The 17,053-nt window shown below is 74.5% G+C and carries 13 protein-coding genes and 1 pseudogene; 8 read left to right on the top strand and 6 right to left on the bottom strand.

The window, feature by feature from the left end:
• Positions 1–263: 263 nt before the first annotated feature.
• A complete protein-coding gene (locus AB0947_RS38180; protein WP_366754982.1) occupies positions 264–626 on the top strand; it encodes a response regulator in 363 nt (120 codons plus the stop codon).
• 15 nt (positions 627–641) lie between these two features.
• On the opposite strand, the gene AB0947_RS38175 is transcribed toward AB0947_RS38180, so the two are convergent.
• The gene (locus AB0947_RS38175; RefSeq protein ID WP_366754981.1) at positions 642–1,301 is read right to left on the bottom strand and encodes a response regulator transcription factor; all 660 of its coding nucleotides are present in this window, start codon (positions 1,299–1,301) and stop codon (positions 642–644) included.
• A 134-nt stretch (positions 1,302–1,435) separates the two neighbouring features.
• On the bottom strand, positions 1,436–4,405 hold the full coding sequence (locus AB0947_RS38170; RefSeq protein WP_366754980.1) for a helix-turn-helix transcriptional regulator: 2,970 nt from the start codon (positions 4,403–4,405) through the stop codon (positions 1,436–1,438).
• Positions 4,406–4,940: 535 nt separating this feature from the next.
• Between AB0947_RS38170 and AB0947_RS38165 the strand changes: the two genes are divergently transcribed.
• From AB0947_RS38165 to AB0947_RS38140, 6 genes are all read left to right on the top strand, one after another.
• Positions 4,941–5,555 carry a hypothetical protein gene (locus AB0947_RS38165; RefSeq protein ID WP_366754979.1) on the top strand — a complete coding sequence of 205 codons (615 nt, stop codon included), beginning with the start codon at positions 4,941–4,943 and terminating at the stop codon, positions 5,553–5,555.
• Positions 5,556–5,668: 113 nt separating this feature from the next.
• A complete protein-coding gene (locus tag AB0947_RS38160; RefSeq protein ID WP_366754978.1) occupies positions 5,669–6,073 on the top strand; it encodes an SsgA family sporulation/cell division regulator in 405 nt (134 codons plus the stop codon).
• A gap of 90 nt (positions 6,074–6,163) precedes the next feature.
• Positions 6,164–6,442, top strand: a complete 279-nt coding sequence (locus AB0947_RS38155; RefSeq protein ID WP_366754977.1) for a WhiB family transcriptional regulator — start codon at positions 6,164–6,166, stop codon at positions 6,440–6,442.
• 245 nt (positions 6,443–6,687) lie between these two features.
• Complete coding sequence (locus tag AB0947_RS38150; RefSeq protein ID WP_366754976.1) at positions 6,688–7,110, top strand: SPW repeat protein; 423 nt, start codon at positions 6,688–6,690, stop codon at positions 7,108–7,110.
• A gap of 154 nt (positions 7,111–7,264) precedes the next feature.
• On the top strand, positions 7,265–9,202 hold the full coding sequence (gene ftsH, locus AB0947_RS38145) for an ATP-dependent zinc metalloprotease FtsH (protein WP_366754975.1): 1,938 nt from the start codon (positions 7,265–7,267) through the stop codon (positions 9,200–9,202).
• Between the two features lie 259 nt (positions 9,203–9,461).
• Positions 9,462–10,490: a PAS domain-containing protein gene (locus AB0947_RS38140; RefSeq protein WP_366754974.1), complete on the top strand. Its 1,029-nt coding sequence runs from the start codon at positions 9,462–9,464 to the stop codon at positions 10,488–10,490.
• A gap of 79 nt (positions 10,491–10,569) precedes the next feature.
• Here the strand turns inward: AB0947_RS38140 and AB0947_RS38135 are convergent, their stop codons facing one another.
• Complete coding sequence (locus AB0947_RS38135; protein ID WP_366754973.1) at positions 10,570–11,967, bottom strand: CHASE3 domain-containing protein; 1,398 nt, start codon at positions 11,965–11,967, stop codon at positions 10,570–10,572.
• Positions 11,968–12,392: 425 nt separating this feature from the next.
• Complete coding sequence (locus AB0947_RS38130) at positions 12,393–13,301, bottom strand: phosphatase PAP2 family protein (RefSeq protein WP_366754972.1); 909 nt, start codon at positions 13,299–13,301, stop codon at positions 12,393–12,395.
• 378 nt (positions 13,302–13,679) lie between these two features.
• Here AB0947_RS38130 and AB0947_RS38125 point away from each other — a divergent pair.
• Positions 13,680–13,919 (top strand): annotated as a pseudogene (locus AB0947_RS38125) (oligopeptide/dipeptide ABC transporter ATP-binding protein); the annotation flags it as partial.
• 291 nt (positions 13,920–14,210) lie between these two features.
• Here the strand turns inward: AB0947_RS38125 and AB0947_RS38120 are convergent.
• Positions 14,211–15,506, bottom strand: coding sequence for a ParB/RepB/Spo0J family partition protein (locus AB0947_RS38120; protein WP_366754971.1), 1,296 nt, complete (start codon positions 15,504–15,506; stop codon positions 14,211–14,213).
• Positions 15,503–16,756 carry a ParA family protein gene (locus AB0947_RS38115; protein WP_366754970.1) on the bottom strand — a complete coding sequence of 418 codons (1,254 nt, stop codon included), beginning with the start codon at positions 16,754–16,756 and terminating at the stop codon, positions 15,503–15,505. The genes AB0947_RS38120 and AB0947_RS38115 overlap by 4 nt, the downstream gene beginning before the upstream one ends.
• Positions 16,757–17,053: the final 297 nt, after the last annotated feature.

Raw genomic sequence — 17,053 nt, 5'->3', positions numbered from 1 at the left:
CACCTGCCGCGGTCGGTGCGTCCCCAGGGGACCGCGGCGGCTCCGGTGAGGCCAGGAGATATGTTTCCCGCCGCGGACGGCCGGCACGATGGGGCGCACCCCAGGTTTGCGTGGCGGTGTGTGCAGGGCACTCCCTACGGGTGCGCCGGGGTGACGCCGGGAGGCCCCCCGGACGCGCGCGGAGTTCCCCATGCGTGAGTGGTACACAAACCGTAGGGCTCCCCCTATGGCCCCGCCGTCCGGCCGTTGGGCATGCTGAGGTCATGTGCATCGACATCGTCGTCGTCGACGACGACCCCGGGTTCCGCCGTATCGCCACGACGCTGCTGACGGCACGGGGCCTGCGTGTCGTGGCGGAGTCCGGGGACGGCGCCTCGGCCCTGGCCGCGGTGCGGGCACACCGCCCCGACGGGCTCCTGCTCGACCTGCACCTGCCCGACCTGGACGGACTGAGCGTGGCCCGCCGGCTGACCGAGGAGGACGATCCGCCGCGGATCGTGCTGACCTCCACGGACAAGTCGTTCTGGTCGCAGGAGGAACTGCGCAGAGCGGGGATCGAGTCCTTCGTCGCCAAGGACAAGCTGTTCGACGCCGACCTGCGGGGCATGTTCGCCCCCTCGGCATGAGCCCCCGGCGCCCCGTTACTGTCCGAGGTAGCGCAGCACCGCCAGCACGCGCCGGTGCTGCCCGGTAGCCGTCTGGCTGAGCCCCAGTTTCATGAAGATGCCGGTCACGTGCCGCTCCACGGCGGCGACGCTCACGAAGAGCTTCTCGGAGATTCCGGTGTTGGAATGGCCCTCGGCCATGAGGGACAGGACCTCGCGCTCCTTCGGCGTCAGCGCCGCCAGCGGGTCCTCCGGGCGCTTGCGCCCCAGCAGGGCCGAGATCACGTCCGGGTCGAGGGCCGAGTCGCGGGCCACGACCCGCTCGACGGCGTCTATGAGGATCTGGGGACTGGCCACCTTCTCCTTCAGCAGGTAGCCCACCCCGCTCGGGTCGTCCCCGACCAGGTCGAGCGCGTAGGAGGCGTCGAGGAACTGCGAGAGGACGATCACGGCGGTCTCCGGCCGCGCCGCGCGGATCTTCCGTACGGCGTCCAGGCCGTCGGCCTCCAGGGCCGGCGGCATCCGGATGTCGGTGATCACCACGTCGGGCCGGTGCTCCTCGGCGACGCGGACGAGGTCCACCGCGTTGTCGACGGACGCGACGACGTCGATGCCCGCGTGCCGCAGGATGGTCGCGATGCCCTCGCGTACGATCGGCTGGTCTTCTCCCAGCACCGCCCGCAGTGGTTGGCTCATGGCGGAATCTTAGCCTGCGGTGCGTCGTGTCCAGTTGACGAGTGAGCCCGGGGGAAGGCGGCCCGCGCGCCGCCGGATCGGGCGGCGCCCGGGGCGGAAGTGCCCGGCCGAGCGGCCTCGGCGGCGCCGGCCGCTCACGCGGAGACCGGGGCCGCATCGACCTCGCGCGCGTACAGGCGGGCCAGCTGGACCCGGGAGCGGACGCCGAGCTTCTCGAAGGCGTGCCGCAGGTGCGTGTTCACGGTGTGCGGGGACAGGAACAGCCGTTCCGCCGCCTCGCGGTTGGTGGCACCGTGGGCGATCAGCCGCACCACGCCCAGCTCCGACCGGGTCAGCCCGCGCCATTCCGGTTCCGGGGCGGCCGGGACGGCGGCGCCCGCCACCCCGGCGGGCCGGATCCCGAGCTTGCGGAGCCTGCCGTGCACCCGCCGCGCGTCGCGCTCCGCCCCGCACCCGGTGTACAGCGCGAACGCCTCCTCGAAGCGGGACCGGGCCGTGCCGGCGTCGGCCGCGGCGGCGCACTCCCCGGCGTCCTCCAGGGCGCGGGCCCGCAGCAGGGGGCGCGCGGCCCCATGGAGTTCCGCCGCCTCGGCGAGCAGCCCCGCGTCCCGGGCGAACAGGCCCCGGGCGTGCGCGGCGGCGCCCGCGAACAGCGGCAGGCCGGGGTTGAGCCGGGCCCGGTCCTCGGCGAACTCCACCGCCGCGGCGGCCACGTCACGCCGCCCGGAGGCCAGCGCGGCCGCCGCCAGCAGCACCACGTCCCCGGCGTCGACGCAGGTCGCGTGGAGGAAGCCGCGGCGCAGGTGGGCGGCGGCCGCGTCCAACTGGTCGCGGGTCAGGGCCTCGTCCCGGTACAGGGCGGCCAGGACCGCGATCCACGCCCCGGCCCTGCGCGACTGCCGGTCCTCACCCTCCAGGTAGGTCTCCGCCAGGGCCGCGCACGCCTCCAGTGCGGCGTCGTCCCCGGTGTGGAAGGCGATCCGGGCGCGGGCGCACACCACGGCGGCCCCGCTCGCCGCGGACGTCCCCGGTACGTGCGGCCCGGCACCGGCCGCCGCCAGTTCGCGTGCCGCCTCCGGCAGCCGTCCGCCGTCCAGCAGCAGCCGGGCCCGCGCGGTGCGCCACAGCGGCAGGTACGCCCGCCGGCCCCGCTGCTCCGCGTCCGCCAGCCCGCCCTCGACCAGGTCGGCGGCGGCCGTGCCGTCGCCGGCCAGGCCCAGCAGCGCGGCCCGCCAGACCGTCGCCAGGACCACTTCGGGGAGGGCGGGTCCGTACGCCGGGTCCAGCTCGGCGGCCTTCGCCGGCACCGGCTCGCTGTGTCCGAGCGCCTCGGTCCACCGCTGCCGGTGGCAGGCGCTCATCGACCTCAGGGTGCGCTGCGTCAGGTCGTTGAGCGGGTGTGTGCCCCGGGCGCGCGCCAGGGACCCGGCCAGGGCTCCGCCGGCTTCCTCGGCCTCGCCCGCCAGCAGACGGTGCAGCAGCGCCGTCGACAGCAGCTGGTCCTTCACCGGCTGCGGCACGCCCCGGTGGCCCAGGGCCCGGCGCAGATGTGCCTCGGCCTGGGCCACCGGGAACGGGCCGCCCATCCGGGTCAGTTCCAGGCACACCCGCGCGTGGGTGGCCGCGTCCGGCGGCACCTGGACCACCTCGCGGGCCAGGGCGCGGGCCTCCTCGGCCTCACCGGTCTGCCACAGCAGCGGAACCAGCCGCGCCGCCAGCCGCATCCGCCGGGGCACGGCGTCCCCGCTCAGCCGCACCGCGCGGCGCAGGTGTGCCGCCGCCGTCGCGGGCGAGTGGGGCGCCAGTTCCCGGGCGGCGGTCTCCAGGACGCGGATCGCGTGCTCGTCACCGGGCTCGGCCAGTTCGGCGATCTCGGCGGCGAGCGCCGCCGGGGGCGTGCCGTCCGCGAGCCGCAGGTCGACCGAGCGCCGGCGCACGGACAGCCGCACGGGCGGCGGCAGGGTGGCGACGACGGCGTCGCGGACCGACGGGTGCGCGAACGCGAGGTGCTGTCGATCGGCCCGCATCAGTCCCGCCGCCAGCACCTCGCGCAGGGGGCGCAGCAGGGCGGACTCGCCGCGGCCGAGCACCCGGGACAGGTGCCGGACGGTGAGGCTGTCGCCCAGCGCGGAGGCGATCAGCACCAGCTCCTTCGCGGGCCGCGTCAACTGGTCGAGCCTGCGGGCGGCGGCGGCCCCGGCCACCGGGTCCTCGCCGGCACGGGCACCGGCGGCGGTCCCGGTCCGCGCGGCGAGCAGGCCGCACAGCTGCCGGACGGCGCCGGGCAGGCCGCCGGCGAGCGGAAGGTACGGTTCCGCCTGCGCGGCCCGCGGTCCCAGCAGGTCCCGGACCAGCAGCCGTACGGGGTCCGGCTCCAAAGCCCCGACGTCGAGCGGGACCGCCCCCTCGGCGAGCAGATCGCGCCGCAGCGACTCCACGGCCGGCACGTCGAGGTGGGACCGGGCGGCGAGCACCCACAGCAGCGGCAGCCCGGCGAGCCGCGCGGTGAGGCCGCGCACCGCGAGCAGGGTCGGCTCGTCGCAGTGCTCCACGTCGTCCAGCACGACGACGACGGGCCGGTCGCGGGCGAGGTCGCGCAGCCCGTCCTCCACCCGCCGCACCCACAGGTACGGAGAACCGGCCTCGGGGTACGACGCTCCCGGCCCGGGGTACGACGACCCTGGCCCGGGGTACGACGACCCTGGCCCGGGGTACGACGACCCCGGTTCGCGGTGCGCGGTGCCGGGCTCGTGGGACGGGGGAGTGCCGGGCTCGCCGCTTCCGCCGCTCCGTGCGGCCGGCATCGACGCGAGGGCGTCCAGCAGGGGGGCCAGCGGTGGCATGCCGGGCCCGGCGACGCCGCTGCCGGTCAGGACCAGGGCCCCGGCGGGCGCCGCCTCCTCGGCGGCGAAGGCGAGCAGGCGGGACTTCCCGGCGCCGGCGGGCCCCTCGACCCACAGCACCCCGCCCTCGTCACGGTGGAGGAGCCGCAGCACCCGCTGGAGGAGCTGTTCCCGCTGCCGCCCGTGCCCGCGCGGGACCGCCGCCGGCACGGGGACGGCGGCTCCGTACGTTCTCGGCGGGATGTCAGTCGCCTGGATCAAGGCAGCCTCCAGTGTCCGTGTGCCACGCGGCCGGTGCCCCCGGCTGTGCGGCACGGCCGCGAGCCCGGCCGGGCCGGGGGCGGCCGGCCGCGTTCCGCCTCGTCGACGGCCCGCACACGTGATGTGTCCTCGGTTCCGTCACAGGATGTGCCGCCGTCACGTCCCGCGGCTGTCAAGCACACCTGAGAGGCGCCGGGGGGCGCACTCCACGGGTGATGTGGGGACAACCCGACGTCTGCACGCGTGCCGTCCCGGAACCGGCCGGCCCGGCCCGTACGGCGCGACCGCTCCGCCGCACGTCACACGGCCGGGGCCCGCCGCGCTGTGGGGTGGGCCCTACACCGCCGTGGGGCAGCCCCTAGGAAGGCGGAGGGAGCACACGACAGACCCGGACGCGGCCCGATTCCGAGACTAACGCTTGTATCCGGGGGTTCGGTCCACACCGGCCGACCCGCCGGAGCCGACACGTTTGACCGACAGAACAAGAAGGCCCGCAGTGCACCGGACGCCTGCGGCTGACGAACGGGAACTGGGCATGGCACAGCTGGACACCCTCCGGGCCGAGGTCCGTCACCCCCTGGGCAGCACCGGCGTCCGGATGGTCGCCGGACCGGGCGGTGTCCTCACCCGCAAGGCGATGCTGGCCGGCTCACTGGTCTCGGCCGCCGTCGGGGGCGCACTGATCGTCGCGCCCGTCGGCACGGTGACCCAGGCCGGGGTGCTCTTCGGAGTGCACCTGGCCGTCCAGGGGATCCTGCAACTGCTCGCGGTCCACCAGTCGAAGGCGTCGGCGGCGGTCCGCCGGATGCTGGCCGGCGGAGGGCTCGCCGCCCTGCTGCTCGGCGCGGTCCTCCTCCTGGGCCGGGCCGACACCGTCTTCCTGCTCGGGCTGTGGGCCGGCTGCGGCTGGCTGCTGCGGGGACTGACCATGGCCGTCTCCGCCACCTCGGCCTCGGTGAGCCATGTCTTCGTCTACGACGACGTACTGAACGCGGTGATCGTCTCGGCGGGTCTGTTCATGACCGCCTTCCCCTTCTCGTCCCTGGGGCAGCTGGCCGACGTCGGCGGCTCCGTACTGATGGCCACCGGCGTGTTCGAGGCGTTCGCCGCCGCACGGCGGCACCCCCGCACCCTGCGCGCGATCGACTGAGGCGGACCCCGGCCGGGGCGGCGCCCCCCAGGCAGCCGCGGCGCCGGGACCGTACGCACACGACAACCCACGTTTCCAGGCCGGTCGACCGGCCGAGCCCCGAGGAGGCGACCATGAAGAAGTGCCGGCTCTCACTGGAGGTCACACACTGGGTGACCTCGGACCTCACCCTCACGCTGGACTCCGAGATCTCCTACGACACCCATGACCCGCTGGCCGTCACCGTGGTCCTCGACGCCGACGGGGAGCGGCCGGTGCGCTGGATCTTCGCCCGGGACCTGCTGGCCGACGGCCTGTCCGCGCGGGTGGGCGAGGGCGATGTGGCGCTCTGGCCCGTGTGCGACCTCGACGGTGCGGCGCCCACCTTCTGCCTGCGGGTGGGAAGCGCCCGTACGGCGCTCTTCGAGATCCCCGCCGAACCGGTCAGGACATGGCTCGCCGGGACCTACACCATGGTGGCGCGCGGGACCGAACTGGACGGGGTCGACTGGGACGAACTGGTCCAGCTGGCGGAGTGAGGCGCGCCCACCGCCGGCCCGGCACGAGCGAGCGGATGCGGGACACGTGTCCCGGAGGACCTTCACACACCCCTACTCGGAAGGAAGACAATGCGAAGCAACCCGCGGCCCCTCCTCAGCGACTGGCAGTGGCAGCAGAGCGCCGCCTGCCGCGGCATGAGCAGCTCCACCTTCTTCTCCCCTCCGGGAGAGCGGGGACGGGCGCGCCGCGAGCGCGAGGAGCGTGCCCGGCGCATCTGCGGCCGGTGCGCGGTCGCCGACATCTGCGCGGCCACGGCCCTCAGGCACGGGGAGGACTACGGGATCTGGGGCGGGATGTCGGACGCGGACCGCCGCCGGTTCGACACGGGCACCGCGGGCGCGGCCTAAGCCGAACGAGAGGCCCTGGCCACGGCGGAGCCGGCCATCGGCCGCGGTCGACGCGAATCCCGCGGCGCGTCACCGCCCCGGCGGCGGCGCGGCACCTGCCACCGGCCCATCACGCACATGTGTGATGTGTCCCCCCAGGAGCCGGCCACACCATGTCGTGCGCGGTGCCGGAGCGCCGTGAGGTGTCGACCGGAACGGCGAGTGAGGAGACCCAGGTGCCTGGCTTCACCCGAGGAAGGGACGACGTGTCGCGCCGATCGGATGCCTTCGGCGCGCGGGAGCCTCACGGCCGGGTCCGCATCCGGGTCCTGGGCGGCCAGGACGTGGCGCTGGTGAACGGCCCGGTGTTCCTGGTCGGCCTGTTCTACGCCGTGTCGCCGTGGGTGCTGGGTTTCGCCGCCGCCCACCGCGACCTCGCCGTGCACGACCTGGTCGTCGGCTGCGCCATCTGCGTCCTGACCGTCGGCTTCACGGTGGCTCCCGAGCGCATGACCGGGCTGAGCGCCGCACTCGGGGTGACGGGTCTGTGGATGGCGTTCTCGCCCTGGGCGGTGGTACGGCACCCGGGACGCGCCGCCGCCGCGGACGGCGTGGTCCTCGGCGCGCTCGCCCTGGTCCTCGGCCTGCTGTCCACCGCCATGGTCCGGCGGGCCAACCGCCTTCCGTGACCCGGCCGCCCCGGCGGTACGACCACTCACGCTCCCCCCCTCGCGGCGCCCGGTCGCCACCACACTCATGCCACGTCCGCCCCGCCCCCGCACGCCCCGCCCCTGCCGTCCCCGTCCGCCGACGGGCACCGCGTCGCCCGCAAGGAGAAGTCCGATGGCCGCACCCGTACCGCCCCGACACGACCCCCGGTCCCCATGGCGTTCCGAGGGAGTGCCGGGCGGGCCGCCCACGCCGGACGGCCGGCGCTCCCGCAACGGCTGCCTGGTGCAGGTCGTGATCCTCCTCGTCGTCTACCTGGGGACCGGCCTGCTCTACAACACCATGCACGGCGACGGCACCACGTCCATCGACTACACCGCCTTCACCGCACAACTGGACGCGGGCAACGTCAAGACGGTCTACTCCCAGGGCTCGCAGATCCAGGGCACGCTGAAGAAGGAGGCCCGCACGGCGCCCGGCGGTGACGGCGGCGCCACCTACGTCCGCTTCAAGACGTACAAACCCGCCTTCGCCGACGACGACGGGCTGTGGCGGGAGATCACGCGGCAGAAGGTCTCGGTCTCCGCGTCGCCGGTGGCCCAGGGACCGGGTCTCGGCCAGTCGTTGCTGGTGTCGCTGGTGCCGACCGCGCTGCTCATCGCCGTGTGGGTGTTCTTCGCCCGCAGGACGGGCGGCGGTCTCGGCGGCGGCATGGGCGGCATCCTGGGCCGCAGGCCGCCGAAGCCGGTCGAGGCGGAACAGGGGCGCACGACGTTCGCCGACGTGGCCGGCATCGACGAGGTCGAGGGCGAACTCAACGACGTCGTCGACTTCCTCAAGCGGCCCGAGGCCTACCGCCGCCTGGGCGCCAAGATGCCCCGCGGCGTCCTGCTCGCCGGTCCCCCCGGCACCGGGAAGACGCTGCTCGCACGGGCGGTGGCCGGCGAGGCCGGGGTGCCGTTCTTCTCCGCCTCGGCCTCCGAGTTCATCGAGATGATCGTCGGCGTGGGCGCCTCCCGGGTCCGCGAACTGTTCGCCGAGGCACGCAAGGTGGCACCGTCGATCGTCTTCATCGACGAGATCGACACCATCGGCCGGGCGCGCACCGGCTCGGCGGTGGGCGGACACGACGAACGCGAGCAGACGCTCAACCAGATCCTCACGGAAATGGACGGCTTCTCCGCCTCCGACGGCGTCGTCGTGGTCGCCGCGACCAACCGGGCCGAGATCCTGGACCCGGCGCTGACCCGGCCCGGCCGGTTCGACCGGGTGGTGACCGTCTCCCCGCCGGACCGCAAGGGGCGCGAGGCCATCCTGCGCATCCACACCCGGTCCATGCCGCTGGCCGGCGATGTCGACCTGGCCCAGGTCGCCCGTACCACCCCGGGCATGACCGGCGCCGAACTGGCCAACCTCGCCAACGAGGCCGCGCTGCTCGCGGTCAAGCGCGACCGGGACCGGGTGACCCGGCACGATCTGTCCGACGCCCTGGAGAAGGTCCAGCTCGGCGCGCAGCGCCCGCTCGTGATGCCCGAGGAGGAGCGCCGGCGCACCGCCTACCACGAGAGCGGCCACGCCCTGCTCGGCATGCTCCAGCCCGGCGCCGACCCCGTCCGGAAGATCACCATCGTGCCGCGCGGCCGGGCGCTGGGGGTGACCCTGTCGACGCCGGACGCCGACAAGTACGCGTACACGGAGGAGTACCTGCGCGGCCGGATCATCGGTGCCCTGGGCGGCATGGCGGCCGAGCGGGTCGTGTTCGGGGTGATCACCACCGGCGCCGAGAACGACCTGGAACACGTCACCGGCATCGCCCGCGGCATGGTGGCGCGGTGGGGGATGAGCGACCGGGTGGGACACCTGTCGGTGCTGCCCGACGACGGTCAGCAGCCCTACGGGATGTCCGCCGCCCCGCGCACCCTCGACCTGGTCGACGGCGAGATGCGCCGCATCGTCGAGGAGTGCTACGCCGAGGCGTGCCGCACCCTGGAGGAGAACCGCCACCGCCTGGACGACCTGGCCGTCGCCCTGCTGGAGCACGAGACGCTGGACGAGACGGACGCCTACCGCGTCGCGGGCATCGCACCCGCCGCCGCCGGACGGGAGGCCTGAGCGGACCCGGCCCCGCCGTACGCCCTGCCGGCGGGCGGCACCGACGTAGCGGCACCGCGCACCTCACACCCAGTGGCTTCCAAGTCAAATGACGGATGCGGCGACCGGGTGTGTCTGTGAGAGTCGACGCCAGCGGCGCCGGCGCAGTCAGGTGCGCGGGACCGCCTCGCGTGGGGACGTGCGGCGGCCGCCGTCCGCGGGCGTCGCATTCCGACGCCGCGAGGGCGGGCGCCGAGCCCTGGGGGAAGGAACGAGCGCGATGACGTCGATCGCCGATGAGCTGGGAAGCGTCCTTGACGTCATACGGCAGCCGGTCTGGGCCGTGGACGCCGATCACACGGTGCGCTACGCGAACCCCGCGGCCGCCGAGGCGCTGGGGTACGACCACCCGTCCGACCTGGTGGGCACGGACGGCCGTCCGTCCGGTCTTCCGGGCGCTGACCGCCGTCCGTCCGGCCTGTCCGGCGCCCGCGGTGGTCCGGCCCCCGGCTCCGGGGAGCCGGAGACCGCCGTGCGGGCCGGAACCCTGAGTGGTCGGGGCACGCTCACCCGGGCCGACGGCTCCCTCCTCCCGGTCGAGTGGACCCTGGTGCCGCTGTCCCGGCCGGGAGGCGACGACGCCCTGTACGTACTGCTGCCCCTCGGCGAGCCGGCCCGCGCCGGGCACGCCCTGCGGAACGGAGAGCCGCCGTACGCGCTCCTCGCGCACCGGCAGGTGGAACGAGAGCGCCGGTACGCCCGGACCCTCCAGCACGCGGTCCAGGAGCGCCTGGTGCGGACCCTGCTCGGTCTGAGCCTCGCCCGGCAGGAGCTGGGCGCGGCACCCGCCCGGGCGCTCGACCTGCTCCACGACGTCGTCCGCGACACCGAGGAGGCCCTGGCCGGCGTGCGGGAGGTCACCGACGCGCTGAGCCCCGGAGCCCTGCGCGCCGGCGGACTTCCCGCGGCGCTCGCCGCCCTCGCCGGGCGCTGCCCGGTGCCGATGACCGTCTCGGGCTCCCTGGCCGGACGGCTGCCCCCGCTGGTCGAGTCACACCTGTACCTCCTCGTCGCGGAGGCCGTCGAGCGAGCCGTGGAGAACGGCGGCGCCGGCCGCGTCCGGGTGACCGCCGACCTCGGCACGAGCCTCGTGGTCACCGTCGTGGACGACGGGGCGCCGCCCACCGGGGAGGCGGACCTCGCGGCGCTGGCCGCCCTGACGGAGCGGGCGGCGAGCCTGGGCGGCACGCTGGACGTGCGGCACACGCCCGGCGCCGGCACCACGGTCACGGCGTCCGTCCCGCTCTGAGCGCGTGATCGTCCCGCTCTGAGCGCGTGACCGCGCCCACGGAAACACGTGTGCGCGCGGAGCCGGAACACCCGCCGGTTCAGGCCGGTATCGGTATCTGGATCAGGATGGTCGTGCCGCCACCGGGAGGGGAGTCGATGGCCAGCTTCCCGTCGAGGGCCGCCACCCGGTCCGCGAGTCCGCTCATCCCGTTGCCGGCGGTCGCCTTGCCGACGCCACCGACGCCGTCGTCGGCGACCTTGATCCGCAGCAGGTCCCCGAACGCGAGGGTGACGTCGATCCGGGACGCCTGGGCGTGCTTGACCGCGTTCGTCACCGCCTCGGCCACGACGAAGTACGCGTTCGACTCGACGGTGGAGGAGATGCGCCGTTCGTCCGTGCTCTCGACGACGGTGGGCACCGGACACCGGGACGCCAGGTCCTTCACCGCTGCCACCAGCCCCTTCACCGTCAGCACGAGCGGGTAGATGCCCGAGGCGAGTTCCCTCAGCTCGTTGATCGCGGTCTGCGCGTTGTCGATGGACTGGTCCAGCAGATCGATCGCGTCCGTCTGCGTCTGCGGTATCAGCTCCCGTGCCAGCCGCAGCCCGATCATCAGGCTCACCAGACGCTGCTGTGCCCCGTCGTGCAGGTCCCGGGCCGTACGGCGGTGCACGGCCTCGGTGCTCTCCATGATGCGTCTGCGGCTGTCCTGGAGGGACGCCGCCATGAAGTTGAAGGAGGTGCCCAGTGCCCCGATCTCCGCCACCTTGCTGGGCGGCATCCGCACGCTGAGGTCACCGCCCGCGAGTTGTTCCGCCGCGGCCGCCGCCCCGCGCACCGGCCGCACCACCGCACGGTGCTGGAGCACCGTGAAGACGGCCACGAGCGCGGTCGAGGCCGCGAGCCCCACGGCGGCGGCGAGCACCGCCTGGCGGCTGTTGGTGCCCGCCGCGTCCGTGCGTTCCGCGAGCTGGGCCCGCTCGTCCGTCATGTACCGGTCGAACTGGTCCCGCAGGACGTCGACGCGCTGCTTGCCCTCGGCCGTCTCCTTCAGGCTGGACGCCGCGGGATCACCCCGCCGGACCATCTCGACCAGCGGGACCGAGTAGTCGTCCAGGAAGGACTTCACGCCGCGTGTGATCTGCTCGGCGGTGCGCCGCTGTGCCGGGGAGGTGGCGCTGTCGGTGAACCGCCGCTCCTCCGCGGGCAGCGCCGCGCGCGCCGCCTGCCACGGCTGGAGGAACTCCTCCCGCTTGGTGATCACGTAACCGCGCTGTCCGGTCTCCAGGTCGAGGAGCAACTGCTCCATGCCGCCGGCTTGCACGAGGGCCGTCCGGGACGCGCGCCGGGCGGAGACGGAGCTGTTCGCGTCGGAGATCGCGAACAGCAGGACGGCGAACGCCACACCGATCAACAAGGCGAGCAGGCCGCTCGCCGCGACCGTGAGGCTCGTCAGCCCCAGCCGCCGGCCCGTCTTGTCCTGTCGTGCGCCCATGCTCCGCCTGCCAGCCCGTGGATGGATCGAGACACCTGAAGTGTGCAATGTATCCGCACGCGAGCAGAAGACGTGTCCACATGGCAGGCACGGGCACACGCCCACGAGGTAGGCGAACCGGCGCGGCCGCACGCCGCCGCCTTCCCGCCGCTCCAGCCCGGCGCCGTCAGCCACTCGCGGGGCCCGCGTGGACGTCCCAGGTCGCAGTGGCGGAGGAGGGTGAGCAGGGTGAGTGTGGTCGCGGCGCTGAAGCCGGCGGCCAGGGCGTGCCCGGCCGTGTACGCGACGAGGGGCCGGGTCCAGGCGGGCACGGCGTGGCATCGTGCCGCCGCCCCCCGCCCTCGTGTCGCTTCAGTGCGGTGCCCCCGTCCACGTGCCGCTCCAGCCCGGCGCCGCCGCCCTCGTGCCGCTTGAGTGCGGTGCCGTCAGCTTCGGGTCAGGGGCCGCTGGTGTGCCGGTCCGGGGTCGCGGCTTCGGCGCGGTCCGTGTGGACGTCCCAGGTCGCAGTGGCGGAGGAGGGTGAGCAGGGTGAGTGTGGTCGCGGCGCTGAAGCCGGCGGCCAGGGCGTGCCCGGCCGTGTAGGCGACGCCCGGCCGGGTCCAGGCGGGCACGGCGTGGGACAGGGCACCCGCGGCCAGGAGCCCGCCGGTGCCGAGTCCCAGCACCGCGGCGCCCACCAGCGGTACGACCACCAGCAGCGACCCCACCGGATGCCGGTGCCCCGGGGCGGGCCGGACCCGGCCGGTGCGGGCCAGGACCGCGGTGAGGCCGCAGGCGACGGTGAGGACCAGCAGGTCGGCGCCGATCGTGTCGCTGGGACGGTGCCACCCGGCCGCCACCGTGTAGGCGCCCACGCCGGTGGCCCACAGCGAGCAGACGCCCACGACGGCGGCGCGCAGCCGGTACGGCACGATCAGGGCCAGCCCGAACAGCACGCTCATCGCGATGGTGGTGTGTCCGCTGGGAAAGCTGTTGTGGGCCAGTTCCGGCGGGGCGCCGACGAGATCCGGCCGGCCGAGCACCTGCCGCTTGAGCACCTCGGACAGCGCGAGCGAACCGGCCAAGGTGCCGACGGCGACCGCGGTCAGGGCGGGGCGCCGGCGTACCACCCCGATCACGACGAGCACACCCACGGCGCTGCCCAGGGACATCACGGTGATGTGGTCCAGGACCCGGTCCGCCTGGTGCACGGTGGTCGGCGTCTCGTCGCGCGCCCGCCCGGCCAGCACCGCGTTCTCCCAGCGCTGGCCCGCCGCCGTGCGCACGAACCCGGCGTAGACCAGCAGGCCCAGCCCCGCCGCGACACCGCCGGCCGCCGCCAGCCGTCCCGACACACGCACACCGAAGCCCCGATCGACACCATTTCCTCCGTTTCGTGACATGTTCCCGATGCTACGGGGGAGTCGCCGACCGCACACGCCGGGACGCGCTCACCGCACACGGGACCCGGATCGGCACACACGCCGGAACCTGCCCCGCCGCACACCTCAGCCGCGGCCCGGCCCGCCGCACAGTGTGTCCGAGGACACACATCACGCGAACATGTGATGCCGGGCCGACCGGACGATGTCTACCTTTCCGCCCCATACAGGTCCGCTGTCACGGTCCGTCCCCGAGGAGAGATCCATGCGCACAGCCACCCACGCCACCTGGCCCGCCCTCGCCGCCGCCGCGGCCCTCACCCTCACCGCGTGCGGCGGCGGGGGCGGACACCGGACCCGGAGGCCAGGGACCGCCGGGAGCGGATCATCCTCACCGGGGACGTGCCCTCCCCGACGGGCGTGCCCTCCGGGTGCCGGTTCCGCACCCGCTGCTGGAAGGCGCGCGAACGCTGCGCCGTCGACGTCCCCGCGCTCGCGGTCCCGGAGGCGTTCCGGCACACGGACGGCTCCGCCGCGCACGCCTCCGCCTGCCACTTCGCCGAGGAGTGGCAGGCGGGGCGCGCCCTGTAGGGACTTCCTCATCCCGTCCGCGCTCCGATCGTGGGGTGTGCCCCATGGCGTCACGGGCCGTGCGGCGCGAGAGTGGAGGTGTCCGGTCGTCAAGCACCCGACCGCGTTGGACCACGTGTGGCGCGGCGGCCCGTCCCCCGGGGGCCGAGCGCCGCCTTCCCCGCGGTGCGGGCCCGGTGTCACAGGCACCGGGCCCGCACCCACGCGGGCCGGTCCTCCGGCCGGCGGCCGGGTGGGGCCTGGTCGGAGGCCCCACCCGGCTCACACACGGGCGGGCCGGGGCGCACCGGTTCAGTCGGCCTGGGCGGTGGCCTGGTCGACGAGGCGCTGCGCGAGTGCGCCCAGCCGGGCGGGGTCGCGCTTGAGTGCCCACACGCCCAGGAAGTCGATGAGGCCGAAGAACGTGTCGTCGCTCTCGATCTTCCGCTCCAGCAGCATCGCGAGGGGGCCGGGCTCGTCGTACGGCAGCGTCCGCGCGGTCTGCCCGTTGGCGGCCGGGGGCGGGGTGCCGTCGGAGGGGGCGGCGGCCGTGCGCGGAGCGGTGACAGCCGGCGCCGGCTTGGACGGCACCGGGGAGGACACGGCGGGTGACGCCTCGGACCGGGCCGCTTCCCGGCCCGCGTCGGCGGCGACCGCCGGCGGCGCCTGGACGGTGTCGGCGGCGGCCGGCTGTGCCACGGGCGCCTGGACCGCCTCGGCGGTGGCTGCCCGGGGCGGTGGTGCCTGGACCGGTACCGTCGGCAATTCGTCGCGCACCGCCGGCGCAGCGGCGCCGCCGGCCTGTCCGGCGTCCGGCACGGCCGGGTGGCCGTCCGCGGCCGCACCGGAGTCGGCCGCCGCCGGTTCCGCCTGGCGAGCGGCCTTGCGGGCCGCCTTCTCCGCCTCCTTGCGGGCACGGTCGGCCTTGAGCGCCTCCAGGGCCGCCATCTGCTGGTCGGCCGGCTTGTTGCCGACGGCGCGCAGCAGGTCGATGGGCTCCTGGCCGATCCTCGCCTGGAGTTCGGGGGTGAGCGTGAGCAGCGCCAGCCGTTGCGACACCCAGCCCTGGGAGCGGTGCAGCCGCTTGGCCAGGGCCGTCTGGCTGCCGTGGATGGCGAGCAGCCGCTGGAGGGCCCGGGCCTCGTCGAGTTCCTCCAGGTCCTGCCGGTGGATGTTGGCGACCAGCGCGGATTCGAGCAGTTCCTCCGAGGTGCTGCCCTGTTCGTCGCTCACCATGACCTTGACGGTGGCGAGGCCGGCTTCGCGGGCGGCGGCCAGGCGGCTGCTGCCGTCGATGACGACGTGGGTGGTGTTCGGCTCCAGGTCGCCCGCACGGTCCGGGTTGGCCGCGAGGTAGGCGTCGCGGTTCATGACCGTGATGGCCTGCTTCTGGCCGTGGGTCTTCAGGCTGCCCGCGAGGTCGGTCAGATCGCCCAGCTGCGAGCGGGGGTTGTCGGGGTTGGGGCTGATCTGGTGGACGGGCAGTTCACTGGGCGGGGCCACGCCCGCGGTCGGCACGCCGGTCGCGGCGGCCACGGCCTGCCGGCGTGCGCTGACGGGCCGGGCGCCGCCGAAGCGTCCGGCGCCCAGCTGGTCGGCCTTGCTCATGAGATCTCCCGGGCCAGTGCGCGCATCCCGATGGCCTGCTGCGACTTGGGGGCGTAGGACAGCAGGGGCTGCTTCATGCGGACCGCTTCCTTCTGTTCCTTCAGGTCGCCGATCAGTCCCACCACCCTCGGGTCCTTTATGTCGACCCAGCCCTGGAGCGAGGAGGTGGCGATGTAACCGCGGCGCGAGTCGTAGAGGTTGACGACGATACCGAGGTAGTCGATGTCGATCTGGAGGTCGTCGCGCAGGTCGTCGATCTGCGTGGTGAGCAGTTCGTAGGCGTCGGCCGAACTGTCCTCGGCCTGCACGACGATGAGCGCGCCGGACTGACCGGGCTTCTCGCCGTCGCGGCGCCTGCCGTAGTAGGCGGCGGCGTCCATGCTGAGGCCCAGGCTGGGCGGGCAGTCGACGATGATGACGTCGTAGTCCGCCTCCAGCGGGGCGAGGGCCCGCTCCAGCGCGGCCTCCCGGGCGCGTACGGCGGACAGCCGCACGTCGAGGAGGAAGGCGTCGTTGCACGCGGGCAGCAGGTGCAGGCGGTCGCCGAAGGTCTCCTCGTCGATGGGCACGACGAGGTCGCGCAGATCGCCCTTGGGGTCGCCCGCCATGTGGTTGGTGAGGCTGTCGCCGTTCATCGGCAGGGGGCCGGCGCCGAGCTGGTTGGTGAGGTGGCACTGGGGGTCGAAGTCCACCAGCAGGACCCGCATGCCGAGGCCGGGCAGGTTCTCGATCTCCAGCGGCTCGTCCTCGCCCTCCCCGGCCTCGCTGGCCCGCAGGGCCTTGGCGAGCGCCTTCGACACCCGTACGGCGTGCAGGGTGTTGGGGGACTCGGCGAGCGCCTCGCCGACGCCGGCCGTGATGGCGGTCTTGCCCACCCCGCCCTTCTGGTTGCAGACGATGATGCGCCGGGTGACGCTGGGCCGCTCGACGTCGGGCGCCGGGTTGGAGTCCAGCCACAGCCTGACGGACTGGGCGAGTCCCTGGATGAGGGAGACGCTGCGGTCCGCCGCCACCTTGCGGAACGTCTCCCACTGTCCGGGCGGGAGGAAGGTGGAGAAGGAGTCGGCGCCCGCGGTGTCGACGGGTTCGGTGGCCGAGGCGAGGGCGCACCAGTCCCTGATGCCCTGCTCGACGGCGGCCTGGATCTCGATGCCGTGCTGGGCGGCTCTGACCTTCAGGTCCTGCCGTAGCTGGCCCGGCAGCTTGGAGACGACCTTGTCGCGGTCGCCGGAGGAGGCTGGAGAACTCATGGGGGTACCTTACTAACGCTCGTGATCGTTCGCGTCGCCGACACGTTAGTTAAGCCGACTGCCTGACGATCCGTTCCGCCCGTCAGGGCGGTCGGGACCGCCATTCGCGCGCCATCTCCCCCCATGCGTAACGGATTTCGCCGACTCGCCGGATCAGTTCCGGTTCCGGCCGCCCGGCCGAGCGGGTCACCCGCGAGCGGCAGTCCCCGGCGGACACCGGCCGCGGCGCCGGCCGCGACCCGTGTCCGGGCCGCGCCCTTCATAGCCAGGTCCGCGAAGGCCTGGTCGCGCGCCGCG

The sequence above is a fragment of the Streptomyces sp. NPDC047841 genome (assembly GCF_040704085.1).
GTDB classification, from domain to species: Bacteria; Actinomycetota; Actinomycetes; order Streptomycetales; family Streptomycetaceae; genus Streptomyces; species Streptomyces argyrophylli.
The sequence above is the reverse complement of the archived record's forward strand: the minus strand, read 5'-3'. Positions and strand labels throughout refer to the sequence as shown.

Excerpts from the sequence above, each read along its gene's own strand:
- AB0947_RS38180 (WP_366754982.1), top strand. The coding sequence starts at position 264 with ATGTGCATCGACATCGTCGTCGTCGACGACGACCCCGGGTTCCGCCGT.
- AB0947_RS38175 (WP_366754981.1), bottom strand. The coding sequence starts at position 1,301 with ATGAGCCAACCACTGCGGGCGGTGCTGGGAGAAGACCAGCCGATCGTA.
- AB0947_RS38165 (WP_366754979.1), top strand. The coding sequence starts at position 4,941 with ATGGCACAGCTGGACACCCTCCGGGCCGAGGTCCGTCACCCCCTGGGC.
- AB0947_RS38160 (WP_366754978.1), top strand. The coding sequence starts at position 5,669 with ATGAAGAAGTGCCGGCTCTCACTGGAGGTCACACACTGGGTGACCTCG.
- AB0947_RS38155 (WP_366754977.1), top strand. The coding sequence starts at position 6,164 with ATGCGAAGCAACCCGCGGCCCCTCCTCAGCGACTGGCAGTGGCAGCAG.
- ftsH (WP_366754975.1), top strand. The coding sequence starts at position 7,265 with ATGGCCGCACCCGTACCGCCCCGACACGACCCCCGGTCCCCATGGCGT.
- AB0947_RS38140 (WP_366754974.1), top strand. The coding sequence starts at position 9,462 with ATGACGTCGATCGCCGATGAGCTGGGAAGCGTCCTTGACGTCATACGG.
- AB0947_RS38135 (WP_366754973.1), bottom strand. The coding sequence starts at position 11,967 with ATGGGCGCACGACAGGACAAGACGGGCCGGCGGCTGGGGCTGACGAGC.
- AB0947_RS38120 (WP_366754971.1), bottom strand. The coding sequence starts at position 15,506 with ATGAGCAAGGCCGACCAGCTGGGCGCCGGACGCTTCGGCGGCGCCCGG.
- AB0947_RS38115 (WP_366754970.1), bottom strand. The coding sequence starts at position 16,756 with ATGAGTTCTCCAGCCTCCTCCGGCGACCGCGACAAGGTCGTCTCCAAG.